The organism is Litoreibacter sp., assembly GCF_058136045.1.
On record NZ_JBYVDD010000008.1, the window covers coordinates 28,166 to 47,074 of the forward strand.

Below are 18,909 nucleotides of genomic sequence, written 5' to 3' on the forward strand. Positions count from 1 at the left end.
CGGGAAATGAACGACAGGGCGCGAGCAGGTCTCGATAGCCCCGTCGGACCGATCACTTTGATCGAGCGGGATGGCGCGATTGTGGAGCTGGAATGGAACGCTTCTGGCGGGCTAGCCCCGTCTGATTTGCTGCGCGAAGCTGTTGCGCAAGTGGGGCAGTATTTCGCCGGGGAGCTGCGCGAATTTAGCGTGCCATTAGCCCCGCGCGGGTCCGAGTTTCAACAGAGGTTTTACGCCGCGTTGTGCGCTATTCCCTATGGCGAGACGCGGACCTATGGCGATTTGGCGCATGATCTGGGCGTCTCGGCGCAGGCCATTGGGCAGGCGTGCGGTGCCAATCCGATTGCGATTTTGATCCCGTGCCACCGGGTTTTAGGGGCTACAGGTTTGGGCGGGTTTTCTGGCGCTGGCGGGGTCGAGGCCAAGGTGGAATTGTTGAAACTGGAAGGTGCGGCGTCGCTGCTGATCTAGCCGTCTTTGCCGTGGAACGCTTGTTGCGCGACGCCTGCAAACAGTAGGTAAAGCGAGGTGATTATCAGCCCCCAATGCGCCCAGCTTGCCGAGTCGAAATCCAACCAAGCGGCCCAGCCTGCAAAAATTGTCCAAGCCAATGCCATGGGCAAAGTGATGGCGCGCCACCGCTCTGTGCGCACAGGGTGGACGAATTTAAGCGGCAGAAACATGGCTATGGCCAGCACGGTGATCAGCGCCAAAATAACCCAGAAGTTTGGCTCTAGGGCGAAGACCACAATGGCAACCATGTTCCAACATCCGGGAAATCCAGAGAAGGAATTATCCTTGGTTTTCATCCGTGTATCGCAAAAATACAGCGCGGAGGCAAAAGTGATAACGATGATCACGAACCAACCGGTCCAGCCTTCAAATAGACCCGATTTGAACAGGGCGAAGGCGGGAATGAACACGTAAGTCAGGTAGTCGATGATCAGGTCGAGCAGCACGCCATCGAATTGCGGGGCGTATTGTTTGACGTCATATTTGCGCGCTAACGGCCCGTCGATGCCGTCCACGCCGAAGGCCACGACCAGCCACACGAACATCAACGCCCATTTGCCATCCACTGCCGCGAGCATGGCAAGCATGGCCAAAACCGCGCCAGTGGCGGTCAAGAAATGAACAGAGAGGGCTTTTACTTGCGGTGTCATGCCCCGTCATGGCCCAAATTTGAGCGGGATGCAAAGCCAAAGGGTTAACGCCCTATGCTGAAAACAGGCGCAGCCATATAGGCGCGCCTGAAGATTGTAGCGTGGCTAGCCTAGTGGCTGATGCGCACCTCTTCGAGGGGATAGGCCAGCATGTCCTGATCCTCATAGGCCGCGTGGCAATCATGGCAGAAGCTTTGCTTAATTTTCATGACTTTGCCGTTGGGCTGGATGCCTGCGTAAAGCCAATCGGCGGTCTCTGGGATTGAGCCAGCTTCCATCTTGGTCATAACGAACAGCGGACCGATACGGGCCTGCTTTTTCTTCTTGGAAATGGAGATGGATTCCTTGGCCAGAACGGAGCCAACGGGCATCACCACGCCCTCATTGGCGAATTCAAGGTACTGTTCGGCGGCCAGATCATTGGCGAAGGTCTGTAGCAGGCGGTTGCCATGCGGGCCAGCGACGCCGGGGCGCGTAGAGGTTACGGTCCAACTGCGGAAGTTGGAGCCAACCTCGTCGCCCGCTTTGGCATAACCCTCGGCCATCGCGTCTTTGAGGCAGTCGTAAATCTCGGTGATCTGGGCGGCTTCTAGGTCAAAAGGGTCAGCCACATCAACGGGACAGTCGGTAGCGGCAGAGGCCGCAGTGGCCATAAGAAGGGTGGCGGTGGTGGCTGCGGCAAGCGTGGCTTTGATGGTCATGAAAAAAGTCTCCCGAAATGAATGCGTCGGTGAAAGTGTCGCAGGCGGGAGGGTGTTAGGCCAAGTCACCTTTCCAAACAAATGGACACAAAGGCGTGAGACTAGCCGTGTTTGCGGCCCTTGGGGTGGGCGTTATCGTAGACCTCCATCAGGCGGACGGTGTCGACAGCGGTGTAGGCCTGAGTGCTGGAGAGGGAGGCGTGGCCGAGCAGTTCTTGGATCGAGCGCAGGTCGCCGCCGGCCTCTAGCAGATGGGTCGCGAAGGAGTGGCGCATCGCGTGAGGTGTGGCGGTGGCGGGCAGCCCAAGTTGCATGCGCGCGCTTTCCATGGCTTTGGCAATCAGGCGGGGGTTAAGTGCGCCGCCACGCGCGCCACGAAACAACGGGTCATCAGGGTTCATCGCGAAAGGTTGCAGCGCGAGGTAGGTGTCGACGGCGCTGCGGGCGGGGCCGATGACGGGGACGATACGCTCTTTGCCGCCCTTGCCGGTGATGCGGATGACGTCGGGCAGGGGGGCATCGCGGAAAGTCAGGCCTAGGGCCTCGGAGATGCGCAGCCCGCAGCCATAGAGCAGGGTCAGCACAGCAGCATCGCGCGCGGCGATCCAGTCTCTGGGGGCTTGGGCGTCCACGGTGTCGATCATCGCGCGCGCGGCATCAACAGCCAGCGGGCGGGGCAATTTTTTCTGAAACTTTGGCGCGCGGGTGGAGAGGACGGCGGTGGGCTCGAACCCTTCGCGCTCGGCCAGCCAGCGGTAGAAATTTTTGACCGAGGACAACTCGCGGGCCAAGGAGCGCGCGGCGACGCCACGACCCCGCTCATGTGCCATCCACGCGCGCATGTCAGTGGTTTTGATCCGGGCAAGGGGGGCCAAGCCCGCTGCATTACCGAAATGGCCTGTTATAAAGGTGAGGAAGCCCAAGACGTCGCCGCGATAGGCCTCGAGCGTGTTTTGGGCCACAGCGTCGAGTGATTTGCGGTGGCTGAGCCAAGCTTCCAGCGCGTCGCGCGAAGCTGGCGAGATTAGCATTACGCCAGCCAGCGTTTGATCGCGCGCTCAAAGGCTGCACCGAAGAAGGCCAGCAGATCGGTGCCCTGATTGGGGCGGAATTGATGCGGGTCTTCGGAACCCATGACCAGAAGTGCGGGCAAGCGGCCATCGCCAAGATCAAGCCGTAAAAGGGCCTCGGATTTGATGTAGGAGGCGTTGTCTCCGTAGACGTCTTCGGATGCGGGCGAGACTTGGCGCAATGAGACCGGGCGTACGGGAATATCGCGGCCTGCGGTAATATAGTGGTCGACGACGCCCGGCTCGACGATGGACAAAACGTCCTCGAAGCCGATGGAGGGGCTTTCGTGTTCCTTGGATTCCAAGATCAGGCGCAGGCGAGAGACGCGCAGAGCCTCTAGTAGGTCACCGGACAAAGTGGATAGAAATGTCGGGAAATCGGTTGGCTCAAGGACCTTCAAGACAGCGCTGTGGATCAGGTTTGTACCCGCAAGATTTTCATAAGCGGCGGCGATCACCGAGCGGTGAGTGTCTTCAAGGCGGTCAAGACGGCTTTCCAGCCGGTCCATGGCGATGCCACGCAGATCAACGATGTTGCCCCCTAAGGAGCGCTCGTTTGCGTCGATCAAAGCTCGCATAAGATCTTGATCTTCCAGAATTACTTCCGGGTCTGTCAGGATTTTGTTGCGCAGCGCATCCAGCACTTCGGCCTGCTCAATCATGCTCGTTGCCTTTATCTAGGGCGTTGTTTCGCTGGACTATAGCGCATGGGTTTTGATTTTTCTATCCGCAGATTTTGCAGGCGCGTGGGTGTTACCAATCAGGATCACTTTAGCCTTGGCGTTTTGGGGTTTGGGACTTGGCGATTTGGGTTTCGCGCCAAACGGTGAATAGGCCAGACGACAAGATCAGCACGATGCCGGCCCAAGCGATTGCGTCGGGCCACTCATCAAACAGGGCGATGCCGAAGGCGATGGAAAGTGGCAGAGCGAGGTACTCGAATGGGGCGACAAGGGCGGCCTCGCCGAGGCGGTAAGCTTGAGAAATGAAGTAGCCGCCGACGGAGGCGAACAGGCCGAGCACCATAATGAAGGGCAGGTCAGCGGGTTCTGGGGTGACCCATGGGCGGAATAGGAACTCCAGCGACGGGTCGGTGGTGGTGGCGAATTTTCCGTCGCCAATGAGGGCCCCGAGGATACAGGTGGCGATGATGAACATCAGTTGGATGTAGAACACCATAGAGACGGCTGTTTCTGTGTCGCGCAGATACCGCGTCATGATGTGCAGCCCGCCATACCCAAATGCGGCGGCGATGGGCAGCAGGGAGGCGAGCTGAAAAGCGGAGGTGCCGGGGCGCAGGATGATCAGAACGCCGACTAAGCCGACGGCGACAGCGCCCCAACGGCGCGGCCCGACGGTCTCGCCCAAAAACAGCACCGAAAAGATGGTGATGATAAAAGGCGAGACGAAAAATAATGCTACTGCATCGGCCAATGGAAGGGCGGCAAGGCCCAAAAAGAAGGTCATGTTGGCGAAGAACACCAAGCCCGCGCGCCCCATTTGTGCGCCTAGGCGACGTGTTTTCAGGGCGCTGAGCCCGCCTTGGAACGGGGCCATGACCAACAGCACCACCGCCATGCCGACAAGCGAGCGGATTAGCACGATTTGGTGCAAGGCATAGCCGCCGGACAGGAACTTCATGGTGACGTCATTGAGGGAGAACAGGGTCACGGCAATGGCAGCGAAAAGTGGTCCGAGAGTGGTGGGGGAAAGGCGTCTCATTCGTCGACGCTAGGGCAGGGATGAGGAAGGGTCTAGTGGCAAAGTTGGCGCGTGGTTTAACCAAGTAGTTTAACCTAAAGGAGCGCCTGCGGCGCGCTTCATTTTTTATTTGGCGCGCGGTGGGAGGGTGTTGCCCGATATCACACGGGTTTTTCTACCGCGCGGAAGTGACCCCTCGCGCTGCGTGGTGCAATCGCGGGGGGTAATGTGGTGAGACGTTGTTGTTTAGACGATTTTTATGTTCGCCTTGGCAATGTCTTTCATGAAGCCGTCCAAGCCTTTGTCGGTCAGCACGTGGTCGGCCATTTTCTTGATCACGGCAGGTGGTGCGGTGGCCACATCTGCACCGACTTTGGCGCAATCGGACATGTGGTTGGCGGAGCGGATGGAGGCTGCAAGGATCTGCGTGTCAAAGCCATAATTGTCGTAGATTTCACGGATGTCGACGATCAATTCCATGCCATCAATGTTGATATCATCAAGACGACCGATGAAAGGCGAGATGAATGTCGCACCGACTTTGGCGGCCAGCAGCGCCTGATTGGCGGAGAAGCACAGGGTCACGTTAACCATGTGGCCCTCGTTGGTCAGCACGTTACAGGCTTTCAGCCCGTCCCATGTGAGCGGCACTTTGACGGCGATGTTGTCGGCGATCTTGGCCAGCTTGCGGCCCTCGATGATCATGTCTTCGGCGTTCAAAGCAACGACTTCGGCAGAGACGGGCCCGTCCACGATGGAGCATATTTCTTTGGTGACTTCGAGGATGTCACGGCCGGATTTGGCGATCAGCGACGGGTTGGTTGTGACCCCATCCACGATGCCCAAAGCGTTAAGTTCCTTGATGTCGTCAATTTCAGCGGTGTCTACGAAGAATTTCATGGGGTATGCCTTTCGGATGGCGGTTGCTGTGGTTAAGTTTGGCTTTACCTCAATTGCGTAGGTGAGGGCAAACGGTGAAGGGTCAATTGTGAGCGGATTTTTCCACGAAGGCGAATTGGTAGGCGTTGTGACCGACCAGCCTTTGGGCCGGATGTTGGATTACAAAGCGCCCGAGGGCGGCTGCCACCTGGGCGCATTTGTCGAGGTGCCTTTGGGGCCGCGCAAGGTTATGGGCGTGGTTTGGGGGGCGGGAGCTGGCGACTTTGATTACAAAAAGGTGCGCTCGGTTATTCGGGTGCTGGACGCGCCGCCAATGCGCGACGAGATGATGGAATTCCTGACGCGTTGTGGCGCGTATACGATAACGCCGTTGAGCGCGATGGTGCGGCTGGCGACGCGATCGCCCGGGCTGGGCGACCCGCCAGCGATGCGCAAGGTTTTCCGTATGGGCTCGGGGGTGGTGGACCGGATGACGCCTGCGCGTGAAAAAGTGCTGGCGGTGCTGGAGGAATTTGGTGGGCTGGCGTTTACCTTAAAAGAGCTGGCGGATCAGGCGGGTGTTGGCACGTCGGTGGTCAAGGGATTGGCGGCGCAAGGTGCGGTGCGCGAGGAAGACAGCCCACGCGATTTGCCGTTTATGCGGCTGGACCCGAAATTGCCCAGCAAGGAATTGACCACAGATCAGACGGCGGCGGTGGCGGCGCTGGAGCGCGACGGCTATTCGACGACCTTGCTGAAAGGCGTGACCGGATCGGGCAAAACAGAAGTGTATCTAGAGGCGGTGGCGGCCTGTTTGCGGCGCGGGCGTCAAGCGTTGGTGTTGTTGCCAGAGATTGCATTGACGTCGGAATTTTTGACCCGGGTAGAGGCGCGATTTGGCGCGCGGCCTGCGGAATGGCACTCGGGCGTGACTATGACAGAGCGGCGCCGTGTGTGGCAGATGGTGGGTGATGGCGGGGCGCAATTGGTGGTAGGCGCGCGCTCGGCGCTGTTTTTACCGTACCGTGATTTGGGGCTGATTGTCGTCGATGAGGAGCACGACAGCTCCTACAAACAAGAAGAGGGCGTGTTCTATAACGCGCGCGATATGGCGGTGCTGCGCGCGTCTATTTGTGGGGCGCAGGTGGTGTTGGCCTCGGCCACGCCGTCGCTAGAATCCTGGGCCAACGCGGAGGCAGGGAAATACACTCGGGTTGAGTTGACATCGCGATTTGGTGACGCAGTTTTGCCTGAAATGCGCGCGATTGACATGCGCCGTGAAGATTTACCAAGCACACGTTGGGTGTCGCCGACATTGCAAGCCGAGATTGCCAAGCGGATCGAGAAGGGCGAGCAATCGCTGGTGTTTTTGAACCGCCGTGGGTATGCGCCGATGACCCTGTGCCGGGCTTGCGGGCACCAGATTGTGTGCAAGGATTGCGACGCGCGGATGGTGGAGCATCGGTTCCTTAAGAGACTGATGTGCCACCAATGCGGCGAGACAGAACCGATGCCGACAGCCTGCCCATCATGTGAGGCGGAAGACCGTTTGGCCCCAATCGGGCCGGGGGTGGAGCGTATGGGCGAGGAGCTGGGAGAGCTGTTCCCAGACGCGCGTGTGGTGGTGTTGTCGTCGGATCTATACGGCACTTCACGCGAGTTGAAGGCGCATATCGAGGCGATTGCGCGCGGCGGTGCGGATATCATTATTGGCACGCAATTGGTGGCTAAGGGGCATAATTTTCCGCTGCTGACATTGGTGGGGGTGATTGATGCGGATTTGGGGCTGCAAGGCTCTGATTTGCGCGCGGCAGAGCATACGTTTCAATTGATGCGCCAAGTGGCTGGGCGTGCGGGGCGGGCGTCCAAGCGCGGGGTAGCGCTGTTGCAGACTTTCCAGCCGGAACATCCGGTCATTACAGCCATTTTGAACGGTGACGAGGAGGCGTTTTGGCGCGCCGAGGCAGCCGAGCGTGAGCAGGCGGGGATGCCGCCCTATGGGCGCATGGCGGGGATAATTTTGTCGGGGCCGGAGGTGGCTCCGGTGTTTGATCTTGGGAATGCATTGGCGCGCAATGATGGTGCGTTGAAGCGGGTAGGTGCGCAGGTCTACGGGCCTGCACCTGCGCCGATTGCGCGCATTCGGGGGCGGCACCGTGTGCGATTGCTGGTGAAAGCGCCCAAGGGGGTGGCGTTGCAAAAGGCATTGTTGGAATGGGTCAAGCCGGTCCGGCTTCGAGGGGATTTGCGATTGCAAATTGATATCGACCCGCAGAGTTTCTTTTGAAGGGCGCTCCGCAGGGAGTATTTTCACCAAGAAGAAAGGGGGCGGTTGCGCCTTTTCAAGCTGGGTCGTGCTGGTTAGAACAGGCGGGACTTTAGGGGTATTATGACATGACGATCACGCCGCAGCCGGGGATTATGGATATCAAGCTGTACCAGTCCGGGGCCTCCAAGATTGAGGGCGTGTCGGGTGTGGTGAAGCTGTCATCGAATGAGAACCCGCACGGGCCATCTAAGCGGGCTTTGGATGCGTTTCGCCAAGCGGCGGGGGAGTTGAGTGTTTACCCCTCGATCGACCATTTGGAGCTACGTGAAGCGATTGGTGAAGTACAAGGAATGGACCCGGAGCAGATTATATGTGGGGTCGGATCGGACGAGGTGATCTCGTTTTTGTGCTATGCTTATGCGGGACTGGGCGATGAGGTTCTTTATACTGAGCATGGGTTCTCGATGTACCGGATTTCAGCCTTGGGTGCGGGGGCAACGCCTGTTGTGGCGCCCGAGACCGAGCGCCACACGGATGTGGACAAGTTGCTGGATGCGGTGACTGAGCGGACCAAGTTGGTGTTCATTGCGAACCCGAACAACCCGACGGGAACGATGATTGCTGAGGCAGAAGTTGCGCGTTTGGCGGATGGGTTGCCGGAGGGCTGCTTGTTGGTGCTGGATGGGGCCTACGCCGAATTTGTTGACGGGTTTGATGCGGGCAAAGCAATAGTTGATGCGCGCGAGAACGTGTTTATGACGCGGACGTTTTCCAAGATTTATGGCCTTGGCGGGTTGCGGATCGGTTATGGATACGGCCCGCAGGAAATCATCGATACGCTGAACCGTTTACGCGGTCCGTTTAATCTGGGGGTGCCTGCGCTAAAGGCGGCGGAAGTTGCGATGCGCGATGTGGGGTATACCGACTGGTGCCGCAAGGAAAACGCGCGGATGCGCGACTGGATGACGGGCAAGTTGGCGGCGATGGGCGTGGCGTGCGATCCGTCTGAGGCTAACTTTATTTTGGCGCGATTTGACGATGCGGCACAGGCCGAAGCGGTGGATGCGCATTTAAAAGCCAAGGGGCTGATTGTGCGACTGGTTGGCAGTTACGGCTTGCCGAATTGTTTGCGCATTACGATTGGCACGGAGGCGGCCTGCAAGCGAGTAGTGGCCGCAATCAAGGAGGTGCTCTGAATGGCACAGATATACGAGCGGGTGGCATTGATTGGGCTTGGATTGATTGCAAGCTCGATGTTTTATGCAATGAAACGCAGTGGCTTAGCGGGCGAAGTCGTGGGGTATGCCCGCTCAAAAGAGACCCGCGATGTGGCGCGTGAAATAGGGTTGTGTGACCGAATTGTGGACAGCGGGGCGCAGGCCGCAGAAGGCGCTGATTTGGTTGTTTTATGCGTGCCGATAGGGGCCATGGGCGCGGTGGCAGCAGAGATTGCGCCTGCGTTAAAACCGGGTGCGGTGGTGTCAGATGTGGGGTCCACCAAAGGGGCGGTGATCGAAGTAGTATTGCCGCATATTCCTGACGGCGTGCACTTCATTCCGGCGCACCCGTTGGCGGGGACAGAGCAATCGGGGCCAAGGTCGGGATTCGCTGAGTTGTTCGACAATCGTTGGTGCCTGTTGACCCCGTTAGAGGGAACCGATTCGGATGAATTGGCGCGCTACAAATCCTTCTGGGAGGGGTTGGGCTCGAACGTTGATGAGATGGATTCTGAACACCATGATTTGGTGCTAGCAGTGACGTCACACACACCGCATTTAATTGCCTACACCATGGTTGGCGTGGCCGATGATTTGGGGCGGGTGACTGATAGCGAGGTGGTGAAATACTCGGCTGCGGGTTTCCGGGATTTCACGCGGATTGCGGCGTCAGATCCGACTATGTGGCGCGATGTGTTCTTGTCCAACAAAGAGGCGACGCTGGAGATTTTAGGGCGCTTCACGGAAGAACTATTTGCCTTGCAGCGCGCTATTCGAACCGGAGATGGTGAACATTTGCATGATTACTTCACACGAACACGCGCTATTCGGCGTGGAATTATTGAAGCTGGGCAAGATACGGATGCTCCGAACTTTGGACGTAATGTGAAATGAAAAAGCTGCTTGTTGCTTTGGTTTGCGTCGCAGGAATGGGGCAAGCCAATACGGCTAAGTCGCTGCGACCTTTGCCGCGTGAAGCGATCGTTGCGGCACCGGAGCGGGCGGTGATTGTGGCATCTTCAGCGTCGGATTTGGCACCTGCGCGCTCGATACGGCCTTTGGTGCGGGGCGGTGTAGAAGTTGGGAATAAGGAGCACGAAAATACGTTCGGGCAACAGCTTAAACAAGCGTTCAACAAGAGACCTAATTCCGGGGCAAAGCCTGCAAAGAAGCCAAAACAGAAGAAGGTGAGCAAGCGGGCAGCCAAGCGACTGCGGGGGGCCGTTTGTGGTGATCCGAGCATTCGTGGCGAGAAAATTAGCCGCATTCCGGCAAAGCTAAAAGGCTGCGGTTTGAGCGATGGGGTGAAGGTGACAGAGGTGTCGGGCGTGGCGCTGACGCAGCACGCCAAGATTGATTGCACCACGGCTAAAGCACTGAAAACATGGGTAGATAATGGCGTGAAGCCTGCTGTTGGGCGGCGTGGCGGCGGGGTTAAATCGCTGAAAGTTGTGGCGCATTATGCGTGCCGGACCCGCAACAACAAAAAGGGCGCACGAATTTCCGAGCATGGCCGTGGGCGCGCGATTGATATTGCTGCGATAAACTTGAAGGATGGGTCCTCCATGACGGTGTTGAAGGGGTGGCGAAGTGCCAAGAACGGACGCGCCTTGAAGAAAATGCACAAAGCGGCGTGCGGGCCTTTCGGGACGGTTTTAGGGCCGAATGCGAACCGCTATCACCAAGACCATTTTCACTTTGACACCGCGCGCTATCGCTCGGGGACGTATTGCCGTTAACGAAGGTTAATCGTGGGGGCGGGGCCGATCGGAATTGGCCCTAGATAGATTATACCTTTGGAAAAACTGAGCGGGGCATCGAGGGAATTCTTCGCGCCGGACAGCGCGGCTAAAAAGCCCAACCCCAACTCTGCGGCGGAAGCGGCCTCGGCGGGCACGGCCCCGGCGCTGACTGCGAGGGCAAGCATTTCGCGCCAATTGCGCGCGTTTATCGCGACTTCTCCGGTTGGGCGGCCCTCGTCATCCACGGACAAATCACCCTTGGCGCGCAGTTGCAATTCACCCCATGTGGCGCCAGCGTCTTTGATGCTTAGGGTGGTGATGTCGGGGCGATCTTGCTCGATCACGCGGATATCAAGGGGACGTTTGAAGCCGATTTCTGTGTCCAGCCGAAACCCTTCGATGATGTCGGGAAGGCTGCCACCAGCGTCCAATAAGTTGCGCAGGTTGTCGCTGGGGGTGAGGGTGTCGGCCTGCGCTGCGATGTCATAGCTCATCGGCTTGCCGATTGCCTGGCGGATGGCCAGATTGAAGGTGTCGGTCCCCGCCTGCCAGCCCGCGGAGGAAGACAACTCGGCGCCTTCAACAACTACGGTAGCACTGTCGAGTTCCAGTCGGGCATTTGGAAAAACCTTTAAAGAAGCCGTCATCTTGTTGGTTTTTATAGAAATTTTCTGAAACGGAGTGGAGAGCGTTTGGGTGTTGGGCCATGCCGCGATCAAATGGTTAGGCTGATAGCTAAGTGAAAATATCTGAAAGAATGGGGCAGCCCAGCTTAGGCCGGTCTCGGGGTCGGTGAGCTGAATATCGGTGATCGTGGTGTCAAAGCGGTTCGGGAAGCCGCGCAATTTGAGGTCGGAATATTCGACCTGCCAGCCCTCAGCACGGCGCGCCTCTAGCCAGGCTTTGGTGGCCTTTTTCGAGGCTGTCGCGCCGATGCCCCAATAGGCGGCCCAAGCGGTGGCGGCGACCAATACGATGACGATCAATTTACGCATGAGATTTGTCCTTTTCCCGAGCCTTGAGATGCTGTCTACAAGGCGAATGATGGAAGGACCAGACAATGACTGACGCACCTCTTTGGGTTTTTGGCTACGGATCGCTGATGTGGAACCCGGGCTTCGAGCCGGCCGAGCAGGTTTTGGCACGCTTAGACGGGTTTCACCGCTCGTTTTGCATGTGGTCGATCCATCACCGCGGTTCGGAGGAAAAGCCGGGATTGGTGCTGGCCTTGGACGCAGTGGAGGCGGCTGATGCGGGGTGCGAGGGCGTGGCGTTTCGGGTTGCTGATGCGGAGCGCGAGGCGGTTTTGGCGGAGTTGCGCGAGCGCGAATTGGTGTCGGCGGCTTATGTAGAGCAGGTCCATGAGTTGCAGTTGCGCGACGGGCGCGTGGTGCCGGCATTGTGCTATGTGATCGAGCGTGACCACGTTCAATATTGCGGTGACTTGGCGTTGGAACGACAGGCGCAGGTGATTGCAAATGCCGTTGGTGGGCGTGGCCCGAACACTGAATATTTATACAATACAGCGCAGCAACTTGATGCCTTTGGTATTGAGGATGTGGATATGGCATGGCTGGTGGGGCGGGTGCGCGACCTAAAAGGCTAGTTTATCCTTTGAAAACGGCTCCTGCGCCCCTATCATGTTTTACATAAAAAGAAGTCCGAGCATGTCAGAGGCCCCTATCTAATGGACACTCCAGTCGAGCGGCACCTTACGCCGCAATTTACCCAGCCGGTGCACCAAATTTTTGTCATGCTGGTTATTTTGGCCCTCGTGATTTTTGGCGGCTACCTGATTTACCCCTCGGTTGCGCCAGTGTTTTTGTCCAGCCCCTACCTGAATGGGGTCATATTTATGGTCTTCGTGATCGGGGTTTTTGCCTGCTACTGGCAGGTGTTGCAGCTGATTTCATCGGTGTCCTGGATCGAGAGCTTTGCTCAAGATCGCGCGGACCATGATGCGGTTCGCGCGCCGCAGTTGTTGGCGTCTTTGGCGGGGTTGTTACGCTCGCGCGGGGCGCGAATGCAGATCAGTTCCGGCTCGTCGCGTACTATCTTGGATTCAGTCGCGACCCGCATGGATGAGGCGCGTGATATTACGCGATATATCATTAATCTATTGATTTTTCTTGGACTTTTGGGGACTTTCTACGGTCTTGCCACAACCATACCGGGCGTTGTGGACACGATCCGCTCGTTGAATGTTGAAGAGGGCGAGAGCGGGGCCAAGGTGTTTGGCGAGTTGATGAATGGGCTTGAAGGCCAGTTGGCTGGCATGGGCACGGCCTTTGCCTCGTCTCTTTTGGGGCTTGCGGGGTCGCTGATTGTGGGGCTTTTGGAGCTGTTTGCGGGGCATGGGCAAAACCGATTTTACCGCGAGATGGAAGAGTGGTTGTCGACGATTACCCGCGTCGGGTTCTCGTCAGGTGACAGCGAAGGGGGCGGTAGTTTTGATCAAGGAGTTGTAGCCACAGTGCTCGACCATATGGTTGAGCAAATCGACAGTTTGCAGGGCTTGTTTGTGCAGGGCGAGGCCAGCCGTGCGGGCAGCGCCGAAAAGCTTGATGCCCTAACCGGATCGCTGCGGCATTTGACGGAACGCCTTGATATGACGCTGGACCCGACGGATGCGCTGAACCGGGTGGCTGACGGGCAAGAACGGCTTTTGGACAAGCTGTCAGAAACAAATGAAGAGGGAGTGGACCCTGAGAGTCGGATGCGGTTGCGCTCCATTGATGTGCAACTGTTGAAAATTTTGGAAGAGATGGCCGCGGGGCGGCAAGAGAGCCTGTCGCAACTGCATGGGGATCTGTCCCAAGTCACCCAAGCGGTGCGCCAATTGACCCGTGAGCGCAGACCAGCAAACACCCGTAAGCTACCAGAAAATCCGGCGGACTTAGGGCAGGAGGACTAGCCCAATGGCCTTGTCGCGACGCAATGGTCAACGGTTCGAGGCCAACATCTGGCCAGGATTCGTTGATGCGATGACGGCGTTATTGCTGGTTTTGGTTTTTGTGTTGTCGATTTTTATGATCGTCCAGTTCATGCTGAGTCAAAAGATTACATCGCAGGATTCGGAGTTGGATCAGTTGACAGGTGAGGTGGCGTCGCTGGCGCAGGCCTTGGGTCTGGAGCAACAACGCAGCTTTAGGTTGGAGCAAAACATCTCGGAGTTGGACGCCGAAGCGGCGCGGCAAACAACGCTGATTGCCTCACTGTCGGCACAAAATAGCGCACAGACGGGCCGGATTTCCAGCTTTGAAGAACAAGTAGCGGGGCTGTTGTCCGAGCGCAAAGGATTGCGTGGACAGGTGGCGTCACTGACCGGTGATTTGGATGCCTCGCAGGAACGGGCTGCCGGACTGAGTGCGCGGGTCGAGGATATCGAGGCTGGGCTTGCCCGGGAAATTTCTGAGAAAGAGGCGGTGCAATTGGCTTTGGCCTCGGCGCGCTCAGAGATTGATCAGGGCGTGGAAATGGCGCGTCTGGCTGCCGCGCGACGCGATGCTTTGGAAGCGATGATTGCGGATTTGAAGGTTAAGAGTGCTGATCAAGAGGTTGCGCTAAGCGAGGCCGAGGCCGCGCGTTTGGTTGATGCTGCGGCAGCTCAAGCCTTGCAGGATCGCCTGAAAAATGCGGGCGCGGAGCTGACTGCAATGACGTTAGCCTTGGAGCAGCAGCGTAGCGAGGCGGAGGATACATTAACCTTGTTGGCGGCCGCACGGGTGGCCGAAAAAACGCTGAGTGAGGAATTGGCCGCGAGCCGTGCATCTGGCGCATCCCTTGATGATCGGCTGGCGGCGGCTTTGGCGGCACAGGTTTTGGCGAGTGCTGATCTGGAGGCTCACTCTGCGAAAGAGGATGTTTTGCGCGCGGAACTGGCGGCGGCGCTGTCTGAGGGTGCGGCGGCTCAAGACGGGTTGCGGCAACAATTGGTGGCCGCTTTGGCGGCGAAAGTTGCTGCCGAATCCGGTGCCGGAGAGGCGTTGAGTGCGGCGGAGCAGCATGCAGTCTTACTGACTGCGGCGCGCGATGCGTTGGCCGATGAGCAAGCGGTGAGCCTAGAGGGGCAGCGCAAAGTTGAGGTGTTAAATCAACAGGTGGCGGCTTTGCGCACGCAGTTGGGGGCGTTGCAGTCGATCCTGGATGAGACCGATGCGCGACGTGAAGCAACAGATGTTAAGGTGCAAAACCTTGGCTCGGAGCTGAATTCCGCCTTGGCTCTGGTTGCCTCGGAGCAGCGGGCGCGGGCCAAGTTGGAGGCTGCCGAGAGGCTTCGGTTGGAGGCTGAGGCGAAGGAGTTGAAGAACTACCGGTCGGAGTTTTTTGGTCAACTGCGCGCATTGTTGGGGGGGCAAGAAGGGGTCAGGATCGAAGGGGATCGGTTTGTGTTCTCGTCCGAGGTCTTGTTCCAGCCGGGGCGGGCGGAATTATCTGCGGCGGGACGGGGCGAGGTGGCCAAGGTCGCAGCAATTCTAGCGCGGGTCTCAAGCGACATTCCCGACGCGTTGGATTGGGTCATTCGGGTTGACGGGCATACCGATAATGTGCCGCTGTCGGGGAATGGCGTGTTTAGAGATAATTGGGAACTGAGCCAAGCCCGCGCCTTATCCGTGGTGCGCTATATGTCGCGCAGCCTGGGCATTCCGCCCAGCCGTTTGGCCGCGAACGGGTTCGGTGAATACCAACCGGTGAATAGGGAAAACACCCGCGAAGCGCGTGCGCAGAACCGGCGGATCGAGTTGAAGCTTACGGAGAAATAGTGACGCTGAGTGTCTTGGCCGTCAGGATGGTGTCGCCGCGCATGAGGGTGACGGTGCCGTCATATTGACCCTTTGGCCAGCCGTTTGCCGGGCGCTTTTTGCCCGTGGCACGAAACAGTTGCGCTTGCGGTTTGCTGAATTCAACGAGTTGGTCGTGGCTCCATCCCCGTGGTCCGGTCATGGTAAGCTCCATGGTATCGCCCGCCCGCGTGCCAAAGGCGTAACCCCATAGAACCAGAGCCGGGGCATTGGCCGACAGGATTGCGACGCCAGGCAGGCCCGCCTTAATGGCGTTGAATTTCGGGATGTCTGAGGCAAAACCCGCATCCAATAACGCCCCGGGAAGATAGGTAATCGGGTCTTCCCATAGAGATTTCTCGGAGGTGCCGCAGGTGCCATTGGCTTCGGTGGGGGCAAATGGGTCCACAACCTCGCCGTCGTGGCGCAGGGAGATGTGGACATGGGGGAATTCGGTTTTGCCGCTGAGGCCGACCAACCCCAATTTTGTGCCTTTAGCGACGCGTTGGCCTTTAGCGACCGAGATCGAGGCGTTTTTCATGTGACAATATTGGGTTTCCCAGCCGCCGCCATGGCTAATGACAAGGCCATTGCCACAGTCTTTGCCACCCAAGTCAGGAGCGTTCGGGGCATTATAAGCGGTGTCGGGCATATCGTTGCGAATGGCGCGGACGGTTCCGGGGGCTGCGGCAAGGACGGCGACACCGGCGCGCATGTCATCCAGTGTCGGCACCCGAATGTCGGTGCCTTTATGCCCGTCGTAGGTGAGTGGCCCACAGGTGTAGTCGCTGTGGCCCGGTCCCGGATCGCTGTCCACGTAGTTTTGGATGAAGCAAGTTTCGCCCAAAGTGCAGTCGATGGGCAGGGACAGTAGCGGGCCCTTCGCGACCACAGGGGCCGCGAAGGTTGTAAGTGTAAGAGCGAGGAGCGGCGCGCGCATTATTCAGCGGTGAGCAATGGCGGCTTTTTCTTCGAGCTGATCCGTGCGGCTTCGGGTTCCAGAACCGTAATGTCGATTTTACCCTTCTTGACGCCGACCTTGACCACACCACCTTTGGCAAGCTTGCCGAACAGCAACTCCTCAGCCAGAGGCTTTTTGATTTCCTCTTGGATGACACGGCCCAAGGGGCGTGCACCCATTCTGTCATCATAGCCCTTGTCGCCGAGCCATTCGGCGGCGGCGGCGCTGAGCTCGATTGTGACGTTGCGGTCCATAAGTTGTGCCTCAAGCTGGAGCACGAACTTTTCGACCACGCGGGTAATGACTTCCTTGCCAAGGGACGCGAAGCTGATCACCGCGTCTAGGCGGTTGCGGAACTCGGGTGAGAAGGTGCGCTCGATGGCGGCGGTATCCTCGCCCTCGCGGCGATCCCGGCCAAAGCCGATAGCCGATTTGGACATCTCCATGGCGCCCGCATTGGAGGTCATGATCAAGATCACATTGCGGAAGTCGACGGTCCGGCCATTGTGGTCGGTCAGCTTGCCGTTATCCATTACCTGCAACAAGATATTGTAGACGTCGGGGTGGGCTTTCTCCATCTCGTCGAGGAGCAGAACGCAATGCGGGTGTTGATCCACTTGATCGGTGAGCATGCCGCCCTGATCAAAGCCAACATAGCCGGGAGGCGCGCCGATCAGGCGAGAGACGGCGTGTTTCTCCATATATTCGGACATGTCAAAGCGTAGAAGTTCCACGCCCAAAGAGCTGGCCAATTGTTTGGCGACTTCGGTTTTGCCGACACCAGTGGGGCCCGCGAACAGGTAGTTGCCGATGGGTTTTTCCGGCTCGCGCAGACCGGCACGGGCCAATTTGATGGCGGAAGACAGCGCCTCGATGGCCGCGTCTTGCCCAAACACCACGCGTTTGAGGCCATTTTCCAAGTCTTTGAGCACCTCGGCGTCGTTCTTAGTAAGGTTCTTGGGCGGAATGCGTGCGATCTTGGCGACGACAGCCTCGATCTCTTTGGTACCGATGGTTTTGCGGCGTTTACTTTCCGGCACCAGATGTTGCGCGGCCCCGGCCTCGTCGATCACGTCGATGGCCTTGTCGGGCAGCTTGCGGTCATGGATATAGCGCGCGGCCAACTCCACCGCCGACTTGATTGCGTCGGTGGTGTATTTGATGTCGTGGTGTTCCTCAAAGTAGGGCTTCAGCCCCTTGAGGATTTTGATCGCGTCATCGACTGATGGCTCGTTCACGTCGATTTTCTGAAAACGCCGCGCCAAAGCCCGGTCTTTTTCGAAGTGTTGGCGGAACTCTTTGTAGGTCGTGGACCCCATGCACCGCAGTTTGCCACCCTGAAGCGCAGGTTTCAGCAGGTTGGACGCGTCCATCGCCCCGCCAGAGGTGGCACCAGCGCCGATGATGGTGTGGATTTCGTCGATGAACAGCACAGCATCAGGATGCTCTTCCATCTCGGTCATCACCGCTTTCAGGCGCTCCTCAAAATCACCACGATAGCGCGTGCCAGCTAGTAACGCGCCCATATCAAGCGAGAAGATCGTGGCACCGGACAGGATTTCGGGCGTATCCCCCGAGACGATCTTATGGGCCAGACCTTCGGCGATAGCGGTTTTCCCGACACCGGGGTCACCTACCAGCAACGGGTTGTTTTTACGGCGGCGACACAGGACCTGGATGCAGCGCTCTACTTCTTCAGAGCGTCCGATTAACGGGTCTACATCGCCTTTGAGGGACTTTTCGTTCAGATCGACGCAATACTTGGCCAGCGCGGATTCTTTTTCCTCGCTGCCGGACTTACCCGCTTCATTGGCGTGCTCCTCGTCGAATTCCGGCACACCGGAGACGGGGCGTGCCTCGCCGAAGTTGGGGTCTTTAGCGACACCATGAGCAATAAAGTTAACTGCATCATAGCGGGTCATGTCTTGTTCTTGCAGGAAGAAGGCGGCGTTGCTTTCACGTTCGGCAAAAATGGCGACGAGGACATTCGCGCCTGTCACTTCGTTGCGGCCTGAGGATTGCACATGGATTGCGGCGCGCTGGATAACGCGCTGGAAAGCGGCTGTCGGCACGGCTTCCGAGCCTTCAACATCGGTGACCAGCGTGGACAGCTCGTCCTCGATGAAACTGGCAAGAGTTGTACGCAGGATGTCGAGATTGACACCACAGGCGGTCATAACTTTGGCGGCTTCCGGCTCGTCGATGAGTGCCAGCAGGAGATGCTCCAGCGTCGCAAGCTCATGGCGATGCGTGTTGGCCTGTGCCAGCGCGGAATGAATTGCCTTTTCGAGAGTGTCAGAGAATGACGGCACCCTATGCTCCTTATTTTATGCGTGGGCAGGTTCTGGGCTGAGGGCCCGGTCTCTACCATTGCCTCTTAGACCTTACAGTTCGGTTTAAATTCCAAAGCTTCAAGTCCTTTCTT

17 protein-coding genes are annotated in these 18,909 nt (G+C 58.1%); 8 read left to right on the plus strand and 9 right to left on the minus strand.

The genetic code is table 11. The features are described from left to right. The first annotated feature begins 6 nt into the window (after window positions 1–6). Window positions 7–471: a methylated-DNA--[protein]-cysteine S-methyltransferase gene (locus AC3Y7R_RS12165; protein ID WP_490042318.1), complete on the plus strand. Its 465-nt coding sequence runs from the start codon at window positions 7–9 to the stop codon at window positions 469–471. Here the strand turns inward: AC3Y7R_RS12165 and AC3Y7R_RS12170 are convergent. From AC3Y7R_RS12170 to fsa, 6 genes are all read right to left on the minus strand, one after another. Next, window positions 468–1,163 (minus strand): CDP-alcohol phosphatidyltransferase family protein, encoded by a 696-nt coding sequence (locus tag AC3Y7R_RS12170; RefSeq protein WP_490042319.1) that lies wholly within the window; start codon window positions 1,161–1,163, stop codon window positions 468–470. The genes AC3Y7R_RS12165 and AC3Y7R_RS12170 overlap by 4 nt on opposite strands. A 110-nt stretch (window positions 1,164–1,273) precedes the next feature. Further along, on the minus strand, window positions 1,274–1,864 hold the full coding sequence (locus AC3Y7R_RS12175) for a cytochrome P460 family protein (protein WP_490042320.1): 591 nt from the start codon (window positions 1,862–1,864) through the stop codon (window positions 1,274–1,276). Between the two features lie 101 nt (window positions 1,865–1,965). Further along, complete coding sequence (locus tag AC3Y7R_RS12180; protein ID WP_490042321.1) at window positions 1,966–2,895, minus strand: tyrosine recombinase XerC; 930 nt, start codon at window positions 2,893–2,895, stop codon at window positions 1,966–1,968. Next, window positions 2,895–3,596: a DUF484 family protein gene (locus AC3Y7R_RS12185; RefSeq protein WP_490042322.1), complete on the minus strand. Its 702-nt coding sequence runs from the start codon at window positions 3,594–3,596 to the stop codon at window positions 2,895–2,897. Before AC3Y7R_RS12185 ends, AC3Y7R_RS12180 begins: the two co-directional genes overlap by 1 nt. Window positions 3,597–3,705: 109 nt before the next feature. Further along, window positions 3,706–4,656, minus strand: coding sequence for a DMT family transporter (locus AC3Y7R_RS12190; protein ID WP_490042323.1), 951 nt, complete (start codon window positions 4,654–4,656; stop codon window positions 3,706–3,708). A gap of 225 nt (window positions 4,657–4,881) precedes the next feature. Then, window positions 4,882–5,535: a fructose-6-phosphate aldolase gene (gene fsa, locus AC3Y7R_RS12195; RefSeq protein WP_490042324.1), complete on the minus strand. Its 654-nt coding sequence runs from the start codon at window positions 5,533–5,535 to the stop codon at window positions 4,882–4,884. An 85-nt stretch (window positions 5,536–5,620) separates the two neighbouring features. Between fsa and AC3Y7R_RS12200 the strand changes: the two genes are divergently transcribed. From AC3Y7R_RS12200 to AC3Y7R_RS12215, 4 genes are all read left to right on the plus strand, one after another. Then, window positions 5,621–7,801 carry a primosomal protein N' gene (locus AC3Y7R_RS12200; RefSeq protein WP_490042806.1) on the plus strand — a complete coding sequence of 727 codons (2,181 nt, stop codon included), beginning with the start codon at window positions 5,621–5,623 and terminating at the stop codon, window positions 7,799–7,801. 107 nt (window positions 7,802–7,908) lie between these two features. Further along, a complete protein-coding gene (hisC, locus tag AC3Y7R_RS12205; RefSeq protein ID WP_490042325.1) occupies window positions 7,909–8,979 on the plus strand; it encodes a histidinol-phosphate transaminase in 1,071 nt (356 codons plus the stop codon). Then, a complete protein-coding gene (locus AC3Y7R_RS12210; RefSeq protein WP_490042326.1) occupies window positions 8,980–9,894 on the plus strand; it encodes a prephenate/arogenate dehydrogenase family protein in 915 nt (304 codons plus the stop codon). Beyond that, window positions 9,891–10,739 carry an extensin-like domain-containing protein gene (locus AC3Y7R_RS12215; RefSeq protein ID WP_490042327.1) on the plus strand — a complete coding sequence of 283 codons (849 nt, stop codon included), beginning with the start codon at window positions 9,891–9,893 and terminating at the stop codon, window positions 10,737–10,739. Before AC3Y7R_RS12210 ends, AC3Y7R_RS12215 begins: the two co-directional genes overlap by 4 nt. On the opposite strand, the gene AC3Y7R_RS12220 is transcribed toward AC3Y7R_RS12215, so the two are convergent. Further along, the gene (locus AC3Y7R_RS12220; RefSeq protein ID WP_490042328.1) at window positions 10,736–11,737 is read right to left on the minus strand and encodes a DUF2125 domain-containing protein; all 1,002 of its coding nucleotides are present in this window, start codon (window positions 11,735–11,737) and stop codon (window positions 10,736–10,738) included. The two genes, AC3Y7R_RS12215 and AC3Y7R_RS12220, sit on opposite strands and share 4 nt — an antisense overlap. Window positions 11,738–11,802: 65 nt before the next feature. Between AC3Y7R_RS12220 and AC3Y7R_RS12225 the strand changes: the two genes are divergently transcribed. The 3 genes from AC3Y7R_RS12225 (at window position 11,803) to AC3Y7R_RS12235 (ending at window position 15,505) form a co-directional block, all read left to right on the plus strand. Then, window positions 11,803–12,348 (plus strand): gamma-glutamylcyclotransferase, encoded by a 546-nt coding sequence (locus AC3Y7R_RS12225; protein WP_490042329.1) that lies wholly within the window; start codon window positions 11,803–11,805, stop codon window positions 12,346–12,348. Between the two features lie 81 nt (window positions 12,349–12,429). Beyond that, the gene (locus AC3Y7R_RS12230; RefSeq protein ID WP_490042330.1) at window positions 12,430–13,656 is read left to right on the plus strand and encodes a biopolymer transporter ExbB; all 1,227 of its coding nucleotides are present in this window, start codon (window positions 12,430–12,432) and stop codon (window positions 13,654–13,656) included. Window positions 13,657–13,660: 4 nt separating this feature from the next. Beyond that, complete coding sequence (locus tag AC3Y7R_RS12235; RefSeq protein ID WP_490042331.1) at window positions 13,661–15,505, plus strand: peptidoglycan -binding protein; 1,845 nt, start codon at window positions 13,661–13,663, stop codon at window positions 15,503–15,505. On the opposite strand, the gene AC3Y7R_RS12240 is transcribed toward AC3Y7R_RS12235, so the two are convergent. Both AC3Y7R_RS12240 and clpA read right to left on the minus strand, forming a co-directional pair. Then, window positions 15,492–16,463, minus strand: a complete 972-nt coding sequence (locus AC3Y7R_RS12240) for a M23 family metallopeptidase (RefSeq protein ID WP_490042332.1) — start codon at window positions 16,461–16,463, stop codon at window positions 15,492–15,494. The two genes, AC3Y7R_RS12235 and AC3Y7R_RS12240, sit on opposite strands and share 14 nt — an antisense overlap. After that, complete coding sequence (clpA, locus tag AC3Y7R_RS12245) at window positions 16,463–18,796, minus strand: ATP-dependent Clp protease ATP-binding subunit ClpA (RefSeq protein WP_490042333.1); 2,334 nt, start codon at window positions 18,794–18,796, stop codon at window positions 16,463–16,465. Before clpA ends, AC3Y7R_RS12240 begins: the two co-directional genes overlap by 1 nt. Window positions 18,797–18,909: the final 113 nt, after the last annotated feature.